The organism is Geobacter grbiciae, from assembly GCF_018531165.1.
GTDB lineage: Bacteria > Desulfobacterota > Desulfuromonadia > Geobacterales > Geobacteraceae > Geobacter > Geobacter metallireducens.
In genome coordinates this window covers 31729-53238 of the sequence record NZ_JAHDIW010000015.1, presented here as the reverse complement: position 1 = coordinate 53238, position 21510 = coordinate 31729, and the positions used below count along the sequence as shown (strand labels likewise).

At 61.6% G+C, this 21510-nt stretch carries 19 protein-coding genes; 8 read left to right on the top strand and 11 right to left on the bottom strand.

Annotated elements, in window-relative coordinates; genetic code table 11:
- Positions 1-104: 104 nt before the first annotated feature.
- From KJB29_RS15560 to KJB29_RS15535, 6 genes are all read right to left on the bottom strand, one after another.
- Positions 105-515, bottom strand: a complete 411-nt coding sequence (locus KJB29_RS15560; protein WP_215735321.1) for a VOC family protein — start codon at positions 513-515, stop codon at positions 105-107.
- A 4-nt stretch (positions 516-519) separates the two neighbouring features.
- Complete coding sequence (locus KJB29_RS15555; protein ID WP_004512449.1) at positions 520-1248, bottom strand: cytochrome c biogenesis CcdA family protein; 729 nt, start codon at positions 1246-1248, stop codon at positions 520-522.
- Positions 1249-1270: 22 nt separating this feature from the next.
- On the bottom strand, positions 1271-1783 hold the full coding sequence (locus tag KJB29_RS15550; protein WP_215735320.1) for a TlpA disulfide reductase family protein: 513 nt from the start codon (positions 1781-1783) through the stop codon (positions 1271-1273).
- Positions 1780-3165, bottom strand: a complete 1386-nt coding sequence (locus tag KJB29_RS15545; RefSeq protein ID WP_215735319.1) for a sigma-54-dependent transcriptional regulator — start codon at positions 3163-3165, stop codon at positions 1780-1782. Before KJB29_RS15545 ends, KJB29_RS15550 begins: the two co-directional genes overlap by 4 nt.
- A gap of 10 nt (positions 3166-3175) precedes the next feature.
- Positions 3176-4279, bottom strand: coding sequence for a two-component system sensor histidine kinase NtrB (locus KJB29_RS15540; RefSeq protein ID WP_215735318.1), 1104 nt, complete (start codon positions 4277-4279; stop codon positions 3176-3178).
- A gap of 126 nt (positions 4280-4405) precedes the next feature.
- Positions 4406-5374 (bottom strand): polyprenyl synthetase family protein, encoded by a 969-nt coding sequence (locus KJB29_RS15535; RefSeq protein WP_215735317.1) that lies wholly within the window; start codon positions 5372-5374, stop codon positions 4406-4408.
- Between the two features lie 293 nt (positions 5375-5667).
- Here KJB29_RS15535 and KJB29_RS15530 point away from each other — a divergent pair, with 293 nt between their 5' ends.
- The 3 genes from KJB29_RS15530 to KJB29_RS15520 are packed head-to-tail and all read left to right on the top strand — an operon-like array spanning position 5668 to position 8907.
- Positions 5668-6342, top strand: coding sequence for a TVP38/TMEM64 family protein (locus tag KJB29_RS15530; protein WP_215735347.1), 675 nt, complete (start codon positions 5668-5670; stop codon positions 6340-6342).
- Entirely contained in the window at positions 6343-7299 is a 957-nt protein-coding gene (gene arsS, locus KJB29_RS15525) for an arsenosugar biosynthesis radical SAM (seleno)protein ArsS (protein WP_215735316.1), read from the top strand.
- An 18-nt stretch (positions 7300-7317) separates the two neighbouring features.
- Positions 7318-8907: a glucose-6-phosphate isomerase gene (locus KJB29_RS15520; protein WP_215735315.1), complete on the top strand. Its 1590-nt coding sequence runs from the start codon at positions 7318-7320 to the stop codon at positions 8905-8907.
- Between the two features lie 62 nt (positions 8908-8969).
- On the opposite strand, the gene KJB29_RS15515 is transcribed toward KJB29_RS15520, so the two are convergent.
- Positions 8970-10190 (bottom strand): hypothetical protein, encoded by a 1221-nt coding sequence (locus KJB29_RS15515; protein ID WP_215735314.1) that lies wholly within the window; start codon positions 10188-10190, stop codon positions 8970-8972.
- Positions 10191-10611: 421 nt separating this feature from the next.
- Here KJB29_RS15515 and KJB29_RS15510 point away from each other — a divergent pair, with 421 nt between their 5' ends.
- Positions 10612-12432, top strand: coding sequence for a CHASE domain-containing protein (locus KJB29_RS15510; protein WP_215735313.1), 1821 nt, complete (start codon positions 10612-10614; stop codon positions 12430-12432).
- A gap of 85 nt (positions 12433-12517) precedes the next feature.
- On the opposite strand, the gene KJB29_RS15505 is transcribed toward KJB29_RS15510, so the two are convergent.
- The 3 genes from KJB29_RS15505 to KJB29_RS15495 all read right to left on the bottom strand — a co-directional run bounded on the left by KJB29_RS15505 (position 12518) and on the right by KJB29_RS15495 (position 14731).
- Positions 12518-12751 (bottom strand): hypothetical protein, encoded by a 234-nt coding sequence (locus tag KJB29_RS15505; protein ID WP_215735312.1) that lies wholly within the window; start codon positions 12749-12751, stop codon positions 12518-12520.
- 61 nt (positions 12752-12812) lie between these two features.
- Complete coding sequence (locus KJB29_RS15500) at positions 12813-13031, bottom strand: hypothetical protein (protein ID WP_215735311.1); 219 nt, start codon at positions 13029-13031, stop codon at positions 12813-12815.
- A gap of 311 nt (positions 13032-13342) precedes the next feature.
- A complete protein-coding gene (locus tag KJB29_RS15495) occupies positions 13343-14731 on the bottom strand; it encodes a L,D-transpeptidase family protein (RefSeq protein ID WP_215735310.1) in 1389 nt (462 codons plus the stop codon).
- 263 nt (positions 14732-14994) lie between these two features.
- On the opposite strand from KJB29_RS15495, the gene KJB29_RS15490 reads away from it, so the two are divergent.
- From KJB29_RS15490 to KJB29_RS15475, 4 genes are all read left to right on the top strand, one after another.
- Positions 14995-16383, top strand: coding sequence for a TatD family hydrolase (locus tag KJB29_RS15490; protein WP_215735309.1), 1389 nt, complete (start codon positions 14995-14997; stop codon positions 16381-16383).
- A gap of 402 nt (positions 16384-16785) precedes the next feature.
- Positions 16786-18150: an L-lactate MFS transporter gene (locus KJB29_RS15485; protein WP_215735308.1), complete on the top strand. Its 1365-nt coding sequence runs from the start codon at positions 16786-16788 to the stop codon at positions 18148-18150.
- A gap of 187 nt (positions 18151-18337) precedes the next feature.
- Positions 18338-20026 (top strand): AAA family ATPase, encoded by a 1689-nt coding sequence (locus KJB29_RS15480; RefSeq protein ID WP_215735307.1) that lies wholly within the window; start codon positions 18338-18340, stop codon positions 20024-20026.
- Entirely contained in the window at positions 20023-20679 is a 657-nt protein-coding gene (locus KJB29_RS15475) for a hypothetical protein (RefSeq protein WP_215735306.1), read from the top strand. Before KJB29_RS15480 ends, KJB29_RS15475 begins: the two co-directional genes overlap by 4 nt.
- Before the next feature lie 23 nt (positions 20680-20702).
- Here KJB29_RS15475 and KJB29_RS15470 read toward each other — a convergent pair whose 3' ends face one another.
- Positions 20703-21506 (bottom strand): carboxypeptidase-like regulatory domain-containing protein, encoded by an 804-nt coding sequence (locus KJB29_RS15470; RefSeq protein ID WP_215735305.1) that lies wholly within the window; start codon positions 21504-21506, stop codon positions 20703-20705.
- Between the last annotated feature and the right edge of the window lie 4 nt (positions 21507-21510).

The following is a 21510-nucleotide window of genomic DNA, read 5'->3' as shown; positions in this document are numbered from 1 at the left end:
GAATGGCAGACACCTGTTCTTCCGGGAAGAAGAACGAAAAGAGGGATGACGGAAAAGGGGCGTGAGATTCACGCCCCTTTCTTCATTTGTATCGTGTTTCGGTGCTACTTCCCGCGGCGGGCCTCCTCCACAGCCACGAGATACCCGTCGGGGTCGAAGCACCAGAACTCCTTGATGCCGTACGGCTTGGTCTCAAGCGGGTAGAAAATTTCCAGTTCCTCCTCCACAACGGCCTCATAGGTCTCTACGATGTCATCCACCTTCACGTGGATGGTCAAGCCGACCCCCTTGGGAAACTCGTCGAAACGCTCCTCCAGGGCCGGATGCTCCCGCACCACCGCATCTTCCTGGACGAAGATGATCTCCAAACGGTCATGTTTCAGAATCAGGTGCTCGGGGGCGCCGCGGGCGGTCAGGGCCCTCATTACATCAAGCTCCAGGATACCCGCGTAGAACGCCTCGGTGGCGTCCAGATCCACGACGGTCAACTGGATTGAGGCGCCTGTCCCCGCCATGATGTCACTCCCCCCCGAGCCACTTCATGCTGAACCGCGACAGGATACTCAGGTAGTTGCTGAAAATCATGACCCCGACGATGATCAGGAAGACGCCGGTAATAATCTCGAAAATCCGGATATGCTTCTTGAAGCGGTTGAAAACGACGAGGAACTGGTGCATGGCCAGGGACGAGAGGAAAAAGGGAATGGCAAGCCCCATGGAATAGGTCAGGAGGAGAAGAACGCCGCGGGAAACCGTCTCCTCCGTGGTGGCCACCATGAGGATGGAGGCGAGGATGGGGCCGATGCAGGGAGTCCACCCGGCGGCAAAGGCAAGCCCCACGACGAAGCTCCCCAGATAGCCGGCCGGTTTGCGGTGGACGGTGACCCGCTTCTCTCCCAGCAGCAGATGAATGGGGACCAGACCGGTGACATGGATGCCGAAGATGATGATCAGTATTCCTCCAACCTTCCGGATAATGTCCATGTGCTCGTGGAGAAACCCGCCGATAAAGGTTGCCGAGGCCCCCAGCAGGACGAAGACAGTGGTGAATCCGGCAATGAAGAGGAGGGTATGGACGATGGTCTGCTGCCGGACCTTGTGGCTCGGGTGCTCCGCCTGGAGATCGGAGAAGGAAAGCCCCGTGATGTAGGTGATAAAGGAGGGGATGAGCGGCAGCACGCAGGGGGAGAGGAACGAAAGGAACCCCGCAATGAACGCGCCTAAGAAAGTAACGTGGGATGAATCCATGAAGACCTCTGCGAAAGTGAGTTTATTTCGCTTGTGCGATCACGTTGTTCAGGAAGGCGATCACCTCGGGGTGGTCCCACTCCATGGCGCCGACGACCTTTTTGAGTATAACACCATGGCGGTCGATGACAAAAGTCTCGGGGACACCCGTTGTGTCGTAGAGTTTGCCGACCCGCTTGTCGGCATCCAGAAGCACCGGCAGAGTGAAACCGGTCTTGCGGAAGAACTCCTCCACCGCCACCTTCCCCCCCTCATCGATGGAGACGCAGAGCATCCGGAACGGTTTCCCGGCCATGGCCGCGTTGAGCCGCATAATGGAGGGAATCTCCTCGCGGCAGGGGGGGCACCAGGTGGCCCAGAAGTTCACGATCACCACCTGGCCTTTCAGATCGGAGAGCTTCACCACCTCGCCGTTCAGGGTGTTCAGGGTGAAATCGGGGGCAGGGTTCCCCTCGACGGGAGGCTTCGACTCTTTTGAGCATCCCGTAAGGGCCAACAGGAACAAGATCGGCAGAATCAGGAAAATCTTTCTCATTTTTTTCTCTCCGGCGTTGTGATGGAATATTTCTCCATGCGGTAGATGAGGGTATGACGCGGTATGTGCAGAAAGCGCGCCGCCGAACTCTGGTTCCAGTTGTTGCGCTCCAGGGCCTCGACGACGATCTCCCGTTCGAGTTGCTCCAGGGAATACCCCTCGTCGGGGAGGTTGATGACCCGGCATTCCCTCTGGGGAGAGCGCCCGCGCCGCACCTTCTCGGGAAGATCGTCGGGGTGGATCGTGTCGGCGTTGCGCATGATGAGGATCCGCTCCACGGTGTTCTCCAGTTCCCGCACGTTGCCGGGCCAGCCATAGGCGGCCATGACTGCCAGGATCTCGGGAGAAAAAGTGACGGAGGCCCCGCCGTGTTTGGCGGCAAAATGGCGCACGAGCAGCGGGATATCCTCCTTCCGCTCCCTCAGGGGAGGAAGGTGGACAGGAATGACCGAAAGGCGGTAGAAGAGATCCTCCCGGAAGCGCCCTTCCGCGATGGCCTCCTCCAGGTCGGCGTTGGTGGCTGCCACCACCCGCACGTCGAGCTTGATGGTGTGAGCCCCCCCGACCGGCTGCACTTCCTTTTCCTGAAGCGCGCGCAGAAGTTTCGACTGGAGCTCCACCGGCAGCTCCCCCACCTCGTCGAGGAAAAGGGTTCCCGCCTCGGCCTGCCGGAACTTACCTTCCTTGTCCCGCACTGCCCCGGTGAAGGCCCCCTTCACGTGGCCGAAGAGCTCACTCTCCAGGAGATCGCGGGGGATGGCGGCGCAGTTGATGGCGACGAAGGGTGCGGCGCGCCGCGAGCTCCGGTTGTGAATGGCCCGGGCCACCAGTTCCTTGCCGGTCCCCGACTCACCGGTGATGAGAACGGTTGCGTCGGTATCGGCCACCCGGTCGATGACACGGAAGACCTCCTCCATGGGAGGGGAGATGCCGATAATGCTGCGGAACTCCTCCCGTTCTGAAAGCTCCTCTCTAAGGCGCCGGTTCTCCCGGGAAAGCCCCTGCATGTCCAGGGCCTTGCGGACCGTCAGCTTCAATGCCTCCCGGTTGAAAGGCTTGGTAATGAAGTCGTAGGCCCCGGCCTTCATGGCCTCCACCGCCGCTTCCACCGCGCCGAAGGCGGTGATGACGATGACGACCGTGTCGGGGAAGCGCTCCTTCACCTCCCTGAGGAGCTGAAATCCACCCATGCCGGGCATCTTCAGGTCGGTCACCACGAGGGCCGGCGCGCCATCCTCGAAGAGGCGAAGCCCCTCCTCGCCGCTGCCGGCGGTGAGCACTTCGTACCCCTCCTCCTGGAGATTATACTCGAGCACCCGGCGCAGCGACACATCATCGTCAACGATCAGCACCCGCACGGTTTTCTTCTCGCCATTTGCCACCCGTCACTCCTTACAGGGGAAGCCGCACCAGGAACGTTGTCCCCTGCCCCGGCTCGCTCTCCACCGTCACGGTCCCGCCGTGTCCCTCCACGATCCGTTGGGTGATGGCGAGACCGAGTCCCGTCCCCCCCTCCTTCGTGGTGAAGAACGGCGTGAATATCCTTTCGAGGCTCTCCCGCGGGATTCCCGCACCGGTGTCGGCAAACGCCAGCTCCACAAGGGGGCGGTCGTCACCGCTGCGCGGGAACATCTTCACCCTCACCGTAACAGCCCCCCCCGCACCGGTGGCCTGGATGCCGTTCAGCATCAAATTGAGAAAAGCCTGCCGCAGTTTCTCCGGGTCGCCGGTGACCGGCGGCACCTCGTCAGCCTCAAGGCCAATCCGCACCCCCCGGGCCGCGGCATCGCTGCCGAGAAGAGTCACCAACTCCCGCAGCTCGGCAGCCAGGTCGCAGGTCTTTCTCTCCCCGTCACCAGGACGTGACAGCCGGAGAAAATCCTCGACCACCCGGTTCAGCCGATCGGTCTCCTTGAGGAGAATCTCCAGGAACTCGTGCTTCGGATGCCCCGGCTGGAAATCGTCCCGAAGGATTTCCGCCGTCCCCCGGATAGAGCCGAGGGGGTTGCGGATCTCATGGGCCAGCATGGCCGAAAGCTCTCCGAGGGCCGACAGCCGTTCAGCTCGGCGCAGTTGCTCCTCGATGCCGATAATAAGGTCTGCCTGGCTCCGGAGCGCGCGGTACGATTCCTCGAGGCGCCGGGCCGCGCGTTCCAGTTCCTCGCGGCGCTCCCCCTCCTTCTGGCAGAGGAATCCGGTAACTCCCCCCACTACGTTGTAGAGGAGAATCTCCAGGAATTTCTCCAGCTCCAGCGACGGATGCACGCCCCACTGAAAGAGGACATGGGGAACGTAAAGGATGCTGACGATGATGGAGGCGGCGAGCCCCCCCCTCAGACCGAACCAGAGGGCGGCCAGAATGATCGGCAGGTAGTAGAGCCGCTGGAAGATGTCGTGGAGCGCAGGAAGATGGAGCGGAGTCAGGTAGTGAAAGAGGCTGATCCCGATGATTGCTGCGGCAAGAAACAGGATGCGGAGGGGCCCTGTCAGCGTCATGGTGTGATTATGTAGAGGATGGCCAGCAATAATGCAAGGGAGAAATCGGTCAGGCCCGGCCGGCGCCGGACCGGCGGAGAGAGACCAGACAGACTGAGCCGCCGTGTGACCGGGGCAGAGGGTTCGTTAACGGTTGCGGCTCACCACGTAGTCGGCCAGATCGAGCGCGGCCTGCTTCTCCGTGGAGGCGGGGAAGGCCTGGAGGTGCTCCTTGCAGCGGGCAATGTACTCGCCTGCCACCTCGGTGGTGTACTGGATGCCGCCATACTTGTGGACGAGGGTGAATACCGCCTCGAAGTCACCCGGCTCCATGACCTCCTTCTCCACGACGGCGGCGATGGTGTCGCGCTCCTCGTCGGTGCACTTGCGGAGGGTGTGGATGAGCGGGAGGGTGATCTTCCCCTCTTCCAGGTCATGGCCGATCTCCTTGCCGAACTGCTCCTCGCTGGCCGTGTAGTCGAGGGTGTCGTCCATAAGCTGGAAGGCAATCCCCAGATCCATGCCGAAGTCCCGCAGGGCCAGTTCCTGCTCCGGCGTGGCCTTCCCGAGGATGGCCCCCGCCTCGCAGGCGGCGGAAAGGAGAACGGCGGTCTTGCTCTTCACCACCTCGATGTAGCGCTCCAGAGTCATGTCCAGATCGCTCGTGCAGAGCAGTTGGAGAACTTCCCCCTCGGCAATGATGGTGGTGGCGTCGGATATGACCTTGAGGACCCGCAGGTCGCCGGCCTGAACCATGAGGGAGAACGATTTGGAGAAGAGGAAATCGCCCACGAGGACCGATGCCTCGTTGCCCCACACCTCGTTGGCCGAGGCGTTGCCGCGACGCAGGGTCGCGTTGTCCACCACGTCGTCGTGGAGAAGCGTGGCGGTATGGATGAATTCGATGACGCTCGCCAGGGGCACATGCCGGTCGCCGGTGTAGCCGCACAGCTTGGCGGCGAGGAGCAGAAGCGTCGGCCGAATCCGTTTTCCCCCGCTGGCGAGAACGTATTCCCCCACTTTGCGGATCAGGTAGACATCCGACTCGAGGTCCTTCTTGAACTGTGCTTCGACGTTTTTCAGGTCATCACCGACCAGGGCAAGAGCAGAATGCATTAACACGACCTCAGGCTAAGATTTGGGCAATACTACGGGAATTACGCCAGTTTTGTCAAAGCTTTTCTGCCCGCGCAAACCGCCATCCACGGCGGATTGACCGGATTTTAAACGCCCGGTTGATTTACCCGCACGCCGGCCTCGGCTATACTAGGGGTGGCAGCAACCAGACCCGGAAGGGGCTTTCCATGGCACTCACACGTCTTCCCGCGGATTGCCGGGACCGCCGCGGCTTCCCCCGTTCGTCGAGAAAATACTCGACACCCGCATCGGGTGGCAGTTATAACCTTTCCATGACCAGACCGAAGCTTGTCGCAATCGCCGTCATCGGGCTTGCCGTGGCGCTTTTCTTCATGTCGGGGCTCGACAGGCACCTGACCCTTCAATCCCTCAAGGCGAACCGGGAACTTCTCGTATCCTATTCGGAGCAGCACCGTCTCGCCGCGGTTTCGCTCTTTATCGGCATCTACGTGGTGCAGACCGCCCTCTCCCTCCCCGGTGCCGCGATCCTCTCCCTTGCGGCCGGCGCCATCTTCGGCGCAGTGCAAGGCACGGTCTACGCGGTGATCGGCGCCACTCTCGGCGCCACCCTCGCCTTCCTCGTAACCCGCTACCTTTTCCATGATACGGTCCAGGAGAAGTTCGCCCATCGCCTCACAACCATAAACCGGGAGCTGGAAACGGCCGGGCTCAACTATCTCCTCTTCCTGCGGCTCGTCCCCCTCTTTCCCTTTTTCCTCATCAACCTTGCGGCCGGGCTTACCCGCCTGCCGTTGCGCACCTTTATCATCGGCACCCTGGTGGGCATCATTCCCGGCGGCTTCGTCTACGTGAACGCCGGGGCGAGCCTCGCCACCATCTCGAATCCGGCCGACGCCGCCTCACCGCGGGTGCTCGGCTCCTTTGCCCTGCTGGGGCTCTTTGCCCTGATCCCGGTCATCTACAGAAAGTTCACACGGAGAGCATGAATGGTTGCGGTATTCAAGGAACGGCTGCGCGAAATCGACCCCATGTACGTCACCTTCGAGGGGCTCCAGACCCTCCAGGTGAACCTGGGGAACATCTGCAACCAGACCTGCGCCCACTGCCACGTGAATGCATCCCCCGCCGGGGACCGGATCATGGGACCGGCGGTGATGGAGAAGATCGTGGGGCTTTTGACCCGCCGCGCCGGCATCACCCTTGACATCACCGGCGGCTGCCCGGAGATGAATCCCCACTTCCGCGCCCTCGTGGAGAAGACCAGGGGCAACTCTTCCCGCCGGATGGTGCGGAGCAACCTGACCATCATGACCGAGCCGGGCATGGAGTGGCTGCCGGGATTCTACCGGGATCAGGAACTGGTGATCATCGCCTCCCTCCCCTGCTACCAGGAGGAGAACGTGGAACGGCAACGGGGCACAGGTGTCTTTGCCCGGAGCATCGAGGCCCTGAGAACCCTGAACGGGTTCGGCTATGGCGGCACGCTGGAGCTCAATCTGGTCTACAATCCGAGCGGCCCCCTGATCCCCGGCTCCCAACGGGAGCTGGAAGAGGCCTACAAGACCGAACTCCTGACACGCTATGGCATTCGCTTCAACAACCTCTACACCATCGCCAACGCCCCCATCGGCCGTTTCCGCGAGTACCTGGAAGCAAAGGGGGCCTACGAGCGCTACCTCGCCATGCTCGCCACCCGCTTCAACCCCGAGGCGGCCCGCAACATCATGTGCCGGACCCTGGTGAGCGTCGACTGGAAGGGGTTTCTCTACAACTGCGACTTCAACCAGGCCATCGGCCTTCCCATCACCAGCGGCAGCGGCGAAATCCTCAAGATCGACGATCTGGAAGAGGCGGCCACAACTGGGGCTGAACTCTTCCTGGCCCAGCACTGCTACTGCTGCACCGCCGGCGAGGGATCAAGCTGCACCGGTGCGTTGAGCTAACAAGAAAAGGAGACCACCATGGACAACACCCTCCTCTGGAACCGTTACCAATCCCACCTTTTCCACGATCCTGAGTCGGGGCTCATGCTGGACATCAGCAGGATGAACTTCGCGGACGGATTCCTGGCGTCCATGGAGCCGGCCATCCAGAAGGCGTTCGCCGAGATGGGGGAGCTTGAGGGAGGCGCCATCGCCAACCCCGACGAGGGGCGGATGGTGGGACACTACTGGCTGCGATCCCCGGACCTCTCCCCCACCGATGAAATCGCCGCGGAGATTGGCGAGACCGTGCAGCAGATCAGGGAATTCGCCGCCGCCGTCCACGGCGGGAGCATCGCGGCACCGGACGGACGCCCCTTCCGGAAACTCCTCGTGGTGGGGATCGGCGGATCGGCCCTGGGGCCCCAGTTCGTGGCCGACGCCCTGGGGGACGCGGACAACCCGCTCACCCCCCACTTCTTCGACAACACCGACCCCGACGGCATGGACCGGGTCCTGGCCCAGATCGGGCCGGACCTTGCCGGGACCCTCACGGTGGTCATCTCCAAGAGCGGCGGCACCAAGGAGACCCGCAACGGCATGCTGGAGGCCGAAATCGCCTACCGCCGGGCGGGACTCCACTTCCCCCGGTACGCCGTGGCGGTCACCGGCGAAGGGAGCGAGCTGGACCGGACCGCCACCAGTGCCGGCTGGCTTGCCCGCTTTCCCATGTGGGACTGGGTCGGGGGTCGCACTTCTGTAACCTCGGCCGTGGGGCTCCTTCCCGCTGCCCTCCAGGGGCTCGACATCGCCGGCATGCTGGAAGGTGCCCGGCTCTGCGACCAACTCACCCGCCGCCCTGACACGGCCCGCAACCCGGCGGCGCTCCTGGCCCTCATGTGGCACCACGCCACCGGCGGGAACGGTTCCCGCGACATGGTGGTCCTCCCCTACAAGGACCGCCTCCTTCTCTTCTCCCGCTATCTGCAGCAGCTCATCATGGAATCCATCGGCAAGGAGTTGGACCGGGAGGGGAATGTGGTCTGCCAGGGGATTTCGGTTTACGGCAACAAGGGGTCCACGGACCAGCACGCCTACGTGCAGCAACTTCGCGAGGGGGTGAACAACTTCTTCGTCACCTTCATCGAAGTGCTCCGGGACCGGCGCGGTGCGTCCCTGCCGGTGGAACCGGGGGTGACGAGCGGCGACTACCTGGCCGGCTTTCTCCAGGGAACCCGCACGGCCCTCGGCGAAAAGGGTCGGGAATCCCTCACCATCACCATCCCCGAAGTATCACCCCGCACCGTCGGCATGCTCATCGCCCTCTTCGAGCGGGCGGTGGGGCTCTACGCCTCGCTGGTGAACATCAACGCCTACCACCAGCCCGGCGTCGAGGCGGGAAAGAAGGCGGCCGGGACGGTGCTGGCGCTCCAGACCGACATCATCACCCACCTGCGCGGGACTGGCTCCTCTCTCACGGCCGACGAGATTGCCGCGGCGCTCGGGCGCCCCGACGCGGCGGAAACGGTCTTCAGGACGCTGCTCCATGCCGCGGCCAACCCGGACCACGGCATCAGAATGGAGCCGGCAGAGTCTCTCACCGCAAGCCGCTTCTCCGTACGGGATTGAGCGGATACACAGCAGTTTGCCACCCGGCTAATACAGGCTCATTGGGGGTAACAGCGGAGTTACTACTGTGGGGAAAGGAACGACTCCAGGAGAGCCGGATCAAGGGTGGTATCCGGTTTGACCGGAAACCCGGAGACGGGGTCACGGTCGGCCATCCCGATGGAAAGAATGATTGTGTTTGATTGACCGGGGGCCAGAAGACGTGGCCCCCATTGCAGGAACAGGACACGGTTGTTGGGGTGATTGAGGGGGACGCGGCTCCCCGGCGGGGCAAAGGAGCCGATCTTGTTGGAAAAATAGACGAGGTCAGGGGTTACGCTCCCCTTCCACTCGATGAAGTTGGCCATCCCACTGTAGTTATGCTCTTCGCCCGCGGCTTCATTGCCGTAATCGAAATAGCCGGCCCAGTGGTGCTCCTGGGGGTTGATCGTCTCCTCGTAGGGGACAAGGCGGTCCTTCACCCACCCCACATTGCCGATCGATGACCCATAATTTCCCACCCATGGCTCGTCACCGTAGACATAGTAGTAGCCGCCGGGATACTGCCCGACATTCGTAATCCGGATCGCCAGCGTGAAATAACGGGTTCCGGCCGTGAACCGGGCAGCCCGGTCGATACGGAACGGCAGACCGTCCAGTTCCACTTCGTGACTGCTCGTGATAACAAGCTCCTCGGACGTCTGCTTTGCCACCCTGCTATTAAGGAACCGCCACAACGACGGAGCAATGGTCGAGGACGGGTTACTCCAGGGGCTTATCGATTCATTAACGTTACACCAGAGGTGAAACCAGCGGTTTCCGTCATAGAACGAGACGCCGGTATCGTTGAGGGTTTCGTTACCGGCCTGATTCAGATGATACGGCAATTCTCCGCCGACAAAAACTCCCCTTGTCTCCCTGCCGTCGCTGTCGAGATAACGGCTCAGACAGGTGAGAAAAATGGTTCCGTCGGCGAAATGTCCCTTCACATGGCCACTGCCATCGAAGCGGTACCATTCATGCTCCAGGCGCGTCGCGTCCGTTGCATAGCTGACGTCGCCCCGGAGAAAACGGAGAAGGGGTTGCGCCGGCAGCGCCAGAACAAGCCGGTTCTCGTCGCCGAGAACCAGATCATCCTTGATCTCCAGCAGGCCATTTCCCCCCTTGAGTACGTAGATCCCCTCGAAATGCCAGTAGGGTCGAAACCGCACCATGCTCGCGCAAACCGCAAGCACCACGACGGCCGCAGCACATGCGATTCCGACACGGGACGAGAACAGGGAATGCACGATTCGTTTTACCATTGGTCACTGATCCGCATGATTCCTGAGGTGATACGGTACTGCTACCGGTCGCCAGAGAGCCACAGTCAAATAACGGTAGCGATTACCAACTATATTGCAAACTGAATACTACTGCACTCGACAACTGCTTGCCATACAAATGATTTTCATGACAGTGAGCACATGGACCATCAAGGCCACAATCGCGTTGTACGTCAAAAAGCGAAACAGCGGTATGGATACGAACCAAACATTGCCAGTGCCGCTCCCGAATTTCCATCCAATTGGCTTGAAGCCGCGTCGAGCCAATCTATACTTGAAACGAGACTTGCCTGCTGACCAACCGACACCCCTTGCCATCCGGACATCGGCTTCGTCCAACGCCTTTCCCGGATACTTTGGGGAACGAATCCCCGGGCGGTTACCACCAGAGGATTAATTAATGGCGCCGAAAGAGAGCCTAGCAACAAAGTCGCCGGGGAAAGTGCCGAATCTGCAAAGGTTCGCCCAGTGGCTGCCGTTGGCGGTTCTGACGGTCGGTCTGCTCCTTACCTACAAACTGTGGACGCGTGAACATCAGATCGTTGCCCGGGATCTCCGGGCGAATTTCGATTTTCTCGTGCAGGAAGATCTCACCCTCATAAAACAGCGCATGCAGGCCTACGAACAGGTGCTGCGCGGGGCGCGGGGATTGTTCACCGCTTCCGAGTCGGTGGAACGCCATGAGTTTCGCGACTACGTGACGGCTCTCGGCCTGGAAGAGTCCTACCGCGGCATCCAGGGGGTGGGTTTTACGCAGATCGTACCGGCAGCGCGACTGCAGTCACATATCGAGTCCGTCAGGAAGGAAGGATTCCCCGATTACGCCATCTGGCCGGACAGGGAACAGGAGATCCATACCTCTATCATCTACCTGGAGCCGTTCTCGGGCCGCAATCTGCGTGCCTTCGGTTACGACATGTTTTCCGAGCAGGTGCGGCATGCCGCCATGGTACGAGCGCGCGACACCGGCACAGTTGCCCTGTCCGGCAAGGTGAGGCTTGTGCAGGAGACCGGGGAGCGGGAACAGGCGGGGGTTCTCAGTTATCTCCCTATTTATGCCAACGGCAAGCGCCTCGATTCCGTGCAGTCGCGCCGCTCGGCAATCATCGGGTGGGTTTACTCGCCGTTTCGCATGGACGACCTCATGGCCGGACTTTTCGGTGGTCGCGCCAACGAAATCGATATCGAGATCTACGACGGGGAGGAAATATCCGAAAAGACACTCTTGCACGACTCTGACAAGATCCGCTTCGCCGGGGTCATGGAGGCCCCGCTGCTCGCCATCAAACGGATGGAAATAGCCGGCCGCCTCTGGACCGTGGCGTTCCGCTCCCTACCCCCCTTTGAAAAGCGCCTGAAGAGCAACCAGGCAGGATACGTGGCCGTCACGGGGATCGTGCTGAGCCTGCTCCTGACGGCGATCACCCGGCTTCTGGCACGCGGACGGTCCCGTGCCATGGAAGCCAGGGAGGCACTGGCCATCAAGCAGAAGCAGCTTGAAGACCTGAATCTCTCCCTTGAACAACGGGTTGCCGAACGCACCGCGGAACTGGAGCGCCTGAACCGGGAGTTGGAGAGCTTCTGCTACTCCATCTCCCACGAAATACAGGCGCCGATTGCCCGGCTGGATGGTTTCAGCACGGCAATTGCCGAGTCCGCCAGGGATGCCGGCTCTGACGAGGTGCTATATCTGGCGGAAAGGCTCGGGGTGGCAAGCCGGAAGTTGAGAGACGTCATTGACAGCCTGCTGGTTATCTATCGCCTGGGGAGCACCGAGATGGAGATGGTGCCGGTGGATCTCTCTCAGCTTTGCGGCCAGATACTTGACGAGCTGCGGGAACATGAACGCACGATCAAGGTTACCATTGCCCCGGACGTGGTGGTGCAGGGTGATCACCGGATGCTTGAAACCTGCATTCGGCACCTTCTGGAGAATGCAGTGAAATACAGCGCCAGGAATCCGGAAGCGGCAGTCGAGTTCGGGGAAATAATACAGCCCGGGGAAGCGGTCTATTTTGTAAGGGACAACGGTGTGGGGTTCGACATGGCATTTGCCGGCAAGCTCTTCGAGCCTTTCTGCCGCCTCCATTGCGAGTCCGAGTTCGAGGGGAGCGGCACGGGCCTTCCTACCGTGCAGCGGATCATCGAACGGCACGGCGGGAGAATCTGGGCCGAGGCCACCCCGGGAAATGGGGCAACGTTCTTCTTTACTCTCGGCTGACGCGAACCACCATACAAACAGAGGCCGTCACCCCTTCAAGGATGACGGCCCCATTAATTCTGCGGCAGGCGGATTGCCGGGCTTTCTAGCGGCTCTTCACCTCGGCCCTTTCCCCGAAGCTCTCCTTCACCCCTTTGACGATGCCGAGCATGGTGAGAACTGCCGGTACCATCTGGGCCACGATGATCAGGGCGCAGAACCCGAGGAAGATCCAGACGAACACGCCGCTGTTGTCTTCCCGCGCTCCCGATGCCGCCAGGGCCGATGTTACGCTCCCCATTACCAGTGCCAGTGTGTTGGCTGCAGTTCTCGCTCTCATGGCCGTCTCCTTTCGCTTGTTCTTGTATTGTACCGGTCTCTGACCGGATTGTTCCCGAAACCTAGCGGGCAGCTTCCTCTTTCCTGGCCGGGAAGAGCCCCTTCACCATGGAGCCGAGCAGGATAATCGCCGGGATGGTCTGGAAGGCGATGACGGCGACGCCCAGGGCCAGGAACAGCGGGGCGAGGAATCCCCCTTCGTCGGCGGCGGCGCCGCTGGCGGCAAAGGCTGAAGAGGCGGTGGCTATCGTGATGATCAGGGCGTTGGCTATGGCTTTCATGGCATCCTCCTTTTCTTGCTTTTGTCTTTTACATAGCATCGGGCATGCCAGCAGGATGAAAAAACTTTACTAACTTGTAACCCACTATAATAATTAAGTAATTATTTGTGACTTGGTATTAAAAGGTATTGTGGCCGAGAGTGTTTGTATAGGGGGGACATACAAACGCGGGGGGATGAAACTCATCCTCCCGCGAAAGTCTTACGCAACACACTGATATTACAGGACATTATCCATCGGTACCTGGTGCATGAAAAAAGGATACGCCGCATGGACAAAAACAGCCGGCAACGACGACGCCCCTGCGGAAATCAGAACGAAACCCTTTCGGGTACCCCGTTCATCCTCTTCAGAACCTGTTGGACCTTGTTCCAGTCTATTCTCTCCTCGACGTGCTGCTCCTGCGCGATGCTCTTCACCTGTTCATCGAGATTCTCGTAGCGGTTGTAGATGTCCTGGTGCACTTCAAGGAACACCTGTCCCTCGGCAACCGTCATCTTTACCGGCTCGTAAATAATCTCTCCGGTGGTCTCCTCTGTCACGGAATTGAAGAAATCCTCCATGAATTCGGGAAAAACCCTGATGCAGCCATGGCTGCTGAAACTGTAGACCGATTCGGGCGAGTTAGTGCTGTGGATAAGAATTCCTGGTATTGACGTTTTCAGGGCGTATTTCCCGAGAGGGTTTTTCTTCCCCGGCGGGACAATGGTTTTCACCTCCTTCCCCTGCTCCTTCATCTCCTTCCGGATGGAGGGGGGGACACGCCAGGTGGGATCCTTCACCTTTCCGATGATCCGAAAATTGCCGGTCGGCGTATGCCAGTCGCGCTTTTCGGGATCATTTACCGGTTTCGGTTTTCCCACGGCGACAGAAAGCACCCGGTCAACCTCTCCGTTACGGAAATAGTAGAGAGTGCGATCAGGGATGTTTATGACAATGCCGTCGTCGATCTGGCGGGGGACAATCCGGCGGGTGTCGACACGCAGCACCTGTCCGGCCCTGAGGGGTTTCTGGGGGTCGATCCGGTTGAGCTGCGCCAGCCGCCGCCAGCTGACCCCGAATTTAGCGCCGATATAGCGAAGGCTTTCACCCTTGCCAACGGTGTAGGAGAATCTCTTGCCGATGATCACAGAAGACCGTGGTCTGGCGGTTTCGGTCGCTTCGGCCGGTTCCCCCCTCTCCACGGAGCGCATTTCACCGGGCTGCGGTTCGGCCGGCTCAACAGGCGCAGGCGCCGATCGGGGATGGAGATGCTCGGAGGGAGGAGCCATAGCCGGGCTTGCAGGAGCAGGGGGGGGCAAGGGGGAGACGCTGTCCATCGCCGGAGGGGGGAGTTGGTCATCCCAATCAGCGGTCTGCTTCGACACCGCGTCCCGGCTCGACGGCTGTGGTTCGTCCTTTTCTGCCTGAGCCAGCTCCAGGCGCTCAGAAAGGAGCTTTGCCTTGCCGGCGGCCAGATCGAACAGAACCTCTGCCCGCTTGCGTTCACCCCTGGCCAGGTGGGATTCCGCCCGGGCCACGGTCTCCTCGATGTTCCAGTACTCCTGGCGCGAAATACTGGAGGCAGACCGCTGCCGCAGCCCGGAAAGCTCCGTCAATGCCCGTTTTTTAGCAGTGGGAGGCGTCGAACATCCCGCAAAGAGAACTGCCGCCGCCAGAAAGGAAACCGTACCTCCCATCCCGACGCCGACCCGGCACATTAATGAGACTCTCTGTGCTGCATTTCCAGACAAGACCTCGTCCCCCCTTCATCCGCATACCATACAACAATCCGTATACCACGGAACATTGCACGGTAACAAGGGATGCTTACGACCGCTACAGGAGTCTGGCAGTGGATGCCGACACTGATGGCAACGCCGTGATTCTGTGCCCTTGCCAGGGGACGGACATTCATGATAGTTCTGTTTCAAGCGGCATCACCATGCCGCCTTTTACGTTGCACCGTGAAAAAGGAACAATCATGAACGAGACCGGTTTCCTCATTGACACCCATGCCCACATCGACGGCCACGACTTTGCCGCCGACTTCGACGAGGTGCTCGGCCGCGCCGCCGAGGCGGGGCTCTCCCATATCATCACCGTCGGCGCAGACCTTGAGTCGAGCCAGGCAGCCTGCGAACTGGCCCGCAAGCACGACCACATCTACTGCGCCGTCGGAATCCACCCCCACGACGCCTCGCGGGTGACCGAACGCTGCTACCAGGTCATTCGAGAGTTGGCCCAGGGGAACCCGAAGGTGGTGGCCATCGGCGAGATCGGCCTCGACTTCTACCGTGATCGCTCCCCCCGCGACGAGCAGGAACAGGTTTTCCGCCACTTCATCCGCCTCGCCCGGGAACTGACGCTGCCGATCATCGTCCACGACCGGGACGCCCACGACCGGGTCATGGCGATCCTGCGGGAGGAAAAGGCCGCCGAAGTGGGGGGGGTGCTCCACTGCTTTTCCGGCGACCTGGCCATGGCGCGCGAATGCGTGGAGATGGGATTTTACCTCTCCATCCCCGGCACCGTCACCTACCCCTCCAACGAGCAGCTCCGCGAGGTGGTGCGCGGCATCAGGACCGAGCACCTGCTTATCGAGACCGACTGCCCCTACCTCTCGCCGGTTCCCCACCGGGGAAAACGAAACGAGCCGGCATTCGTGCGGCTCACCGCCGCGAAGGTGGCGGAACTGAAGGGGCTCACCCTGGAGGACGTGGGGCGGATCACCTCCCTCAACGCCCGGCGGCTCTTCGGCATCGGCGGCACGGACCAGGCGGCCCGGATCGCCTACCGGATCAGGAACTCCCTCTACCTCAACATCACCAACCGTTGTTCCAACCGCTGCTCCTTCTGCGCCAAGTTCGACGACTTCACCGTGAAAGGGCACTACCTGCAGCTTGACCACGAGCCGAACTTCGACGAGGTGATGGCTGCCATCGGCGATCCCGGCCCGGTGGACGAGGTGGTATTCTGCGGCTACGGTGAGCCGATGCTCCGCATCGACCTCATCCGGGAAGTGGCGGCCGAGCTCAAGAAGCGGGGTCTCCGCATCCGGATCAATACCGATGGCCAGGCGAACCTGGTCCATGGCCGCAACGTCCTGCCGGAACTGGAGGGACTTATCGACTGCATCTCCGTCAGCCTCAACGCTGCCGACGCCGAAACCTACGCCCGCCTCTGCAACACCCCCTTCGGCACGGCGGGTTTCGACGGCATCTGCCGGTTCCTCACGGAAGCGACGAAGCATATCCCGAAGGTAGTGGCCACGGCGGTCACCGTGCCGGGGATTGATATCGCGGCCGTGCGGAGGCTTGCCGGGACTCTGGGGGTGGAGTTCCGGGAGCGGGAGTATGCCGAGGTGGGATAACACCTACCGGACCCGGTATTTTTATTTTAACTAAATAAAGCCTGCCCTCGGCGGGCTTTTTTTATTATCGCTACTGCAATCATTATCCTTGCATTCATGCGAATCAATCGCACCCGCGCCAACCCCAAGCCTAACACTTTGATTTTGCTAACCATTACAACCCCACCACATCCTTACCATCGCTCTTGAGTCCGCCAAACGTATAACTAAATTTTGCATGATTGCGAATCACCGGAACAATCACCCTCTGGCCACGCAAACAATCAACATCCATAACCGACCGATTTATCAAAGTTTTATAAAATATACCCAATTTTATAACAATGGTATGCAAGTTGCTGAAGGAGAGATGTATGAAAAATCGCTAAATGTCGCGAACGTCCATAAAAGGAGGTATCAACCATGTCGGACACGGTCAAGAACAGGGGATGGCAAGTGACCCTGGCGGGAACAGGCATCAACCTGGCCCTGGGAGTTCTCTACGCGTGGAGCATCTTCAAGGGGGCGATCAAGTCGTCCATCGAGAAAGGCGGCCCCGGCGCATTCAACTGGGATAAGGCCTCCATCAACGACCCCTATGCGATCTGCTGCCTCGCCTTCGCCTTCTCCATGATCATTGCCGGCAAGGCCCAGGACAAGATCGGTCCGGCCCGCACGGCCCTCATCGGCGGCATTCTCGTGGGCACCGGCTTTGCCATCCTCTCCCAGAGCAACAGCTACCTGGCCTGGGTGATCGGCTTCGGGATCCTGGCGGGCTCCGGCTTCGGCTTCGGGTACTCGGCGGCAACCCCTCCGGCCCTCAAGTGGTTCCCCTCCAGCAAGACGGGCCTCATCGCCGGCATCGTCGTGGCCGGTTTCGGCCTGGCGCCGGTCTACATCGCCCCCCTCTCCACCTGGCTCCTGGGCTCCGTGGGGATCCAGACCTCCATGCTCATCCTTGCCGCCGCCTTTGCGGTTGTGGTCTGCGGCCTTTCCTTCTTCCTGGCGAACCCTCCTGCCGGGTACGTTCCGGCCGACGCTCCCAAGAGTGACGCAGCAGCCAAGGCGGCGCCTGCCAAGCCGACGGTCAATGCAACGGCGGGCGAAATGCTCAAGTCGGGCAAGTTCTATATCCTCTGGATCACCTACTTCATCGGCGCCGGCGCAGGCCTCATGGTCATCGGCAGCGTGGCCGGCATCGCCAAGAAGAGCATGGGCTCCATGGCGTTCCTGGCGGTTGCCATCATGGCGCTGGGCAACGCGGGCGGCCGCGTCGTGGCCGGCATCCTTTCCGACAAGATCGGCCGGATGGCAACCCTCTGCATCATGTTCGTGTTCCAGGCGGCCCTCATGTTCGCCGCCATCCCCCTTGTGGGAGCCGGGCACCCCGATGCCGTTCTCATCGTGCTCCTGGCCACTTTCATCGGCTTCAACTACGGCGCCAACCTCTCCCTCTTCCCCTCTTTCAGCAAGGACTACTGGGGGCTCAAGAACTACGGCCTCAACTACGGCCTCCTCTTCACCGCATGGGGCGTGGGCGGTTTCGTAATGGGCCGCGTTTCCGAGATGCTCAACACCTCGACCGGCAGCTTCACCACCTCCTTCACCCTGGCCGGCTCACTCCTGATTGGCGGCGCGGTCATGAGCCTCGCGCTGCGGCCGGCCAAGGCTGCCAAGCCTGCCGAAGTCGCCGTTGCCGAGCCTTCAGCCCGTGGCGTGTTCATGGAAAGCTTCATACGCGGCTGCGCCGACTTCCTCGGCTTCACCCCCAGTCCGCGCGGCTTCTGACGCCGGAAACAGCAACATCCATCATGCAAACGGAAAGGCCCCGCTCCAGCGGGGCCTTATTCGTTCCCTGAACGATGACTACCGACACGAGAGAGCTTGACAAGGCGTGGCGCCGGCACGTATATCCAATGGGATTCCCGATTATTTCCAGCACGCTCCGGCCCCCCGCCGGATTCGGTGAAACCCCATGTACTGCGACCATTTCGGCTTCAGCGAACACCCCTTTGCCCTCACCCCGAACCCCGCGTTCCTCTTCCTGAGTTCGCGCCATCAGGAGGCGTTCGCCCACCTTCTCTATGGCATCGACACCCGCGCCGGCTTCATCGAGCTGTCGGGAGAGGTGGGCACCGGGAAGACCACTGTCATCCGGACCTTCCTCAACCAGCTCGACCCGGAAACCCATCGGACCGCCCTCGTCTTCAACCCGACGGTTTCCCCCCTGGGGCTCTTGCAGGGAATCATCCGGGAGTTCGGCCTCCCCGGCACGAGCACCGAGAAGAGTGAGCTCCTCGAAACCCTCAACCGCTTCCTCCTGGACGAAAACCGGGCCGGCCATACGGTGGTCCTGGTCATCGACGAGGCCCAGAACCTCTCCCCCGAGGTCCTGGAGCAGATCCGGCTCATCTCCAACCTGGAGACCGAGCGGGACAAGCTGATCCAGATCGTGCTCGTGGGACAGCCGGAACTGAGACACCTCCTGGCCCGGCAGGAACTCCGCCAACTGGACCAGCGGATCACGGTCCGCTACCACCTGGAGCCCATGGGGCTCGACGACACGAAAAACTATATCCGCCACCGGATCAGGATCGCCGCCGGGGGGCGGGAACCGGTGATTTTCTCCGCCGGCGCCGTAAAGAAGATATTCGGCTTTTCCGGGGGACTTCCCCGGCTCATCAACGCCGCCTGCGACCGGGCACTCCTCCTGGCCTACACCACCGAGGCCCGCGAGGTTTCGCCCGCCATGGCAGCCGCCGCCATTGCCGACGTGGCCACGGAAGCCCGCCCCCCCTCGCCGTCCCGACGCTTCGCGTTTGCTGCCGCCCTCATCCTGGTGGCGGCCCTGGGGGCAGGGACCTTCGCCGTGACGCGGGAAGGGGGCGAATCCCTTCCGTCCGCATCCCCTCCCCCGACCGAGCCGGCCGCTTCCGGCGAGCAACCCCTCAAACGCACGGCGGCCTTGGCCGGCCTTGCCGCCGTGCCGGAGAAGGACAACCTCTCGGCCGCGGTCAATACCATCCTCCGGTCGTGGCAGGCTCCGCCCGTCGCCTCCAGTCCGTCACCAGCCGATCTCCGCTCCCTTGCCCGGGAGCGGGGGCTGACCGTGACCGAACTCTCGGGCACCCTCAATGACCTGGCCCGCCTCGATACCCCCGCCCTTCTCCACATCACCCTTCCCCAAGGGGGGAAACGCCTCGTGGCCCTGACCTCCCTCGACAAGGGGCGCATCGGCATCGAACCACCCATTGCCGGACGCTCGACCCTGACCGGGGGTGAGCTGTCGACACTCTGGAGCGGCCGCGCTTCGGTGATCTGGAAGAATTTTCATGGCATTCCCTCCCGGCTGAAGCCGGGGGGGAGGAGCAAGGCGGTCGGACAACTGCAGGAACTGCTGAAGGGGGCGGGTTACTACGCAGGGGGGATATCCGGAACCTACGACACCGTCACCCAGGAGGCAATCCGCTCTTTCCAGACGGCGGAGGGACTCGATGCCGACGGCAGGGCCGGGGAAAAGACCCTGCTCCTCCTTTACCGGAGAGCCGGAGGGTTCTTTCCGCCCGGACTCACCCAAGGAAAAACGGCTGCCCGGACAGAGGCGGGTGACCGTTCCCGGGGAAAAGTGGCACAGACACGATCAAACGGAGAGCAGAGCCGATGAGCCTGATACTCGATGCACTGAGAAAAATGGAGCAGGAACGCAAGGCCCGCCAGGGTGGCGGCATTGACATCCGACCGGATGTGCTGGGGCATACCCGCATCGAATCCGCAGGGAGGTCATGGGGAAGCAAGCCCTTCATCCTCGTTGCCGCCGGCATCGTCCTCCTGGCGGCGGGCGTCGGGACAGGCATCGTGCTGAAGAAGGGAACCGAAGGTGAAAAACCGGAGCAGTCCCGCTCCGTCGACCGGAACAGGCCACTTCCCGTTGAGGAGGTGACCCCGGTCACAGTCCCTTCACCCCCACCCCTCACGCCCACCCCAACGGAAGCGCCACCGGCTGCCATACCGGCGAAACCGGCAGCGCCCCCAGCACCCGTCGCGGCACCGGCACCGGCGCCGAAACCGGTTCAGCACTCTGTCGCAGCGGAGCAGCCGGCACCTTCCGAGTATCCCGGGGCGAACCTCACCGTCTCGGGCATTGCCTGGCAGGAGGAGCGGAGCCTGCGGCGGGCCGTGGTGAACGGGAACCTTGTGGGAGAAGGGGCCGAGGTTGCCGGCGCCCGGGTGGTCGAGATCGGCGAGCGGCGCGTGAAATTCTCTCAGGGTGGCCGGACCATCAGCGTATCGCTTTCATCTCCGTTCCAGGGACGTTGACTGGAAGAAGACGCGGTTGAGCGTTACCTGTTCCCCTTCTTCCGGGTGGGGCGCTCGAAGCGGCTGACGGGAATGGTGACCCCCTTCTTTACGTCGCCATAGTCCACATTGACCGCCGAGGGGATATCGCCCCCAAAGGTTGCGTAGACAGTCCCCTCGGCGGGTTCCCCACCGCCGTAGACATCCCTCACCTTCAGATAATACACCCCGCCCGCCGCGACCCGCAGAAGGTAGTTTCCCTCCTTGCCGGACCGCTCCGAGACGAAAAGCGGCTTTCCCACCATTGTTGGCGAGGTGAACGCAAAGACGATGACCCCCTCAACGGGTTTTCCATCCCCATCGACGATTGTCCCTTCAATGGCGGTAAACCCCGCGGGACGTGCCGCTGCCGTTTCTTTGCCAAAGGGACGAACGCCGGCAATGGTCCCGGCGCCGGCCGTTTCCCCACCCTTTACGGTGAACGTCGCAGGCATTCCCTTGGCATCGGCGGCAACAAGAAAGAGCTCCCCATCCTTCGGCGGACCGATCTCCTTGCGGTTGTTCCGCTTGATCGCCGCCAGGTAGTAAGCGCCCGCCTCCACCGCGACCGAAAACCGGCCGTCATCGTCCAGATCCTCCACATAATCGGGAACCAGCCAGTACCGGTCCGGGGCCGGCGGCGGACCGGCGCCCCGCCTGAACAGCACAACCGAGCCGTTAGCCAGCGGATTTCCCCCCTCGCCCAAAACCCGTCCGCTCAACGTTCCGGTCTGCACCGGACCGGACGCCACGGCGCCACTCGCCACAAGCAGACAGAGAACCGCTCCCCACAGCAGCCTGAAAATCATCATA

What these genes read in the sequence shown, in the direction of transcription:
- KJB29_RS15560 (WP_215735321.1), bottom strand. Translation starts at nt 515, where the DNA reads ATGGCGGGGACAGGCGCCTCAATCCAGTTGACCGTCGTGGATCTGGAC.
- KJB29_RS15555 (WP_004512449.1), bottom strand. Translation starts at nt 1,248, where the DNA reads ATGGATTCATCCCACGTTACTTTCTTAGGCGCGTTCATTGCGGGGTTC.
- KJB29_RS15550 (WP_215735320.1), bottom strand. Translation starts at nt 1,783, where the DNA reads ATGAGAAAGATTTTCCTGATTCTGCCGATCTTGTTCCTGTTGGCCCTT.
- KJB29_RS15540 (WP_215735318.1), bottom strand. Translation starts at nt 4,279, where the DNA reads ATGACGCTGACAGGGCCCCTCCGCATCCTGTTTCTTGCCGCAGCAATC.
- KJB29_RS15535 (WP_215735317.1), bottom strand. Translation starts at nt 5,374, where the DNA reads ATGCATTCTGCTCTTGCCCTGGTCGGTGATGACCTGAAAAACGTCGAA.
- KJB29_RS15530 (WP_215735347.1), top strand. Translation starts at nt 5,668, where the DNA reads ATGACCAGACCGAAGCTTGTCGCAATCGCCGTCATCGGGCTTGCCGTG.
- arsS (WP_215735316.1), top strand. Translation starts at nt 6,343, where the DNA reads ATGGTTGCGGTATTCAAGGAACGGCTGCGCGAAATCGACCCCATGTAC.
- KJB29_RS15520 (WP_215735315.1), top strand. Translation starts at nt 7,318, where the DNA reads ATGGACAACACCCTCCTCTGGAACCGTTACCAATCCCACCTTTTCCAC.
- KJB29_RS15515 (WP_215735314.1), bottom strand. Translation starts at nt 10,190, where the DNA reads ATGGTAAAACGAATCGTGCATTCCCTGTTCTCGTCCCGTGTCGGAATC.
- KJB29_RS15510 (WP_215735313.1), top strand. Translation starts at nt 10,612, where the DNA reads ATGGCGCCGAAAGAGAGCCTAGCAACAAAGTCGCCGGGGAAAGTGCCG.
- KJB29_RS15505 (WP_215735312.1), bottom strand. Translation starts at nt 12,751, where the DNA reads ATGAGAGCGAGAACTGCAGCCAACACACTGGCACTGGTAATGGGGAGC.
- KJB29_RS15500 (WP_215735311.1), bottom strand. Translation starts at nt 13,031, where the DNA reads ATGAAAGCCATAGCCAACGCCCTGATCATCACGATAGCCACCGCCTCT.
- KJB29_RS15495 (WP_215735310.1), bottom strand. Translation starts at nt 14,731, where the DNA reads ATGTGCCGGGTCGGCGTCGGGATGGGAGGTACGGTTTCCTTTCTGGCG.
- KJB29_RS15490 (WP_215735309.1), top strand. Translation starts at nt 14,995, where the DNA reads ATGAACGAGACCGGTTTCCTCATTGACACCCATGCCCACATCGACGGC.
- KJB29_RS15485 (WP_215735308.1), top strand. Translation starts at nt 16,786, where the DNA reads ATGTCGGACACGGTCAAGAACAGGGGATGGCAAGTGACCCTGGCGGGA.
- KJB29_RS15480 (WP_215735307.1), top strand. Translation starts at nt 18,338, where the DNA reads ATGTACTGCGACCATTTCGGCTTCAGCGAACACCCCTTTGCCCTCACC.
- KJB29_RS15475 (WP_215735306.1), top strand. Translation starts at nt 20,023, where the DNA reads ATGAGCCTGATACTCGATGCACTGAGAAAAATGGAGCAGGAACGCAAG.
- KJB29_RS15470 (WP_215735305.1), bottom strand. Translation starts at nt 21,506, where the DNA reads ATGATTTTCAGGCTGCTGTGGGGAGCGGTTCTCTGTCTGCTTGTGGCG.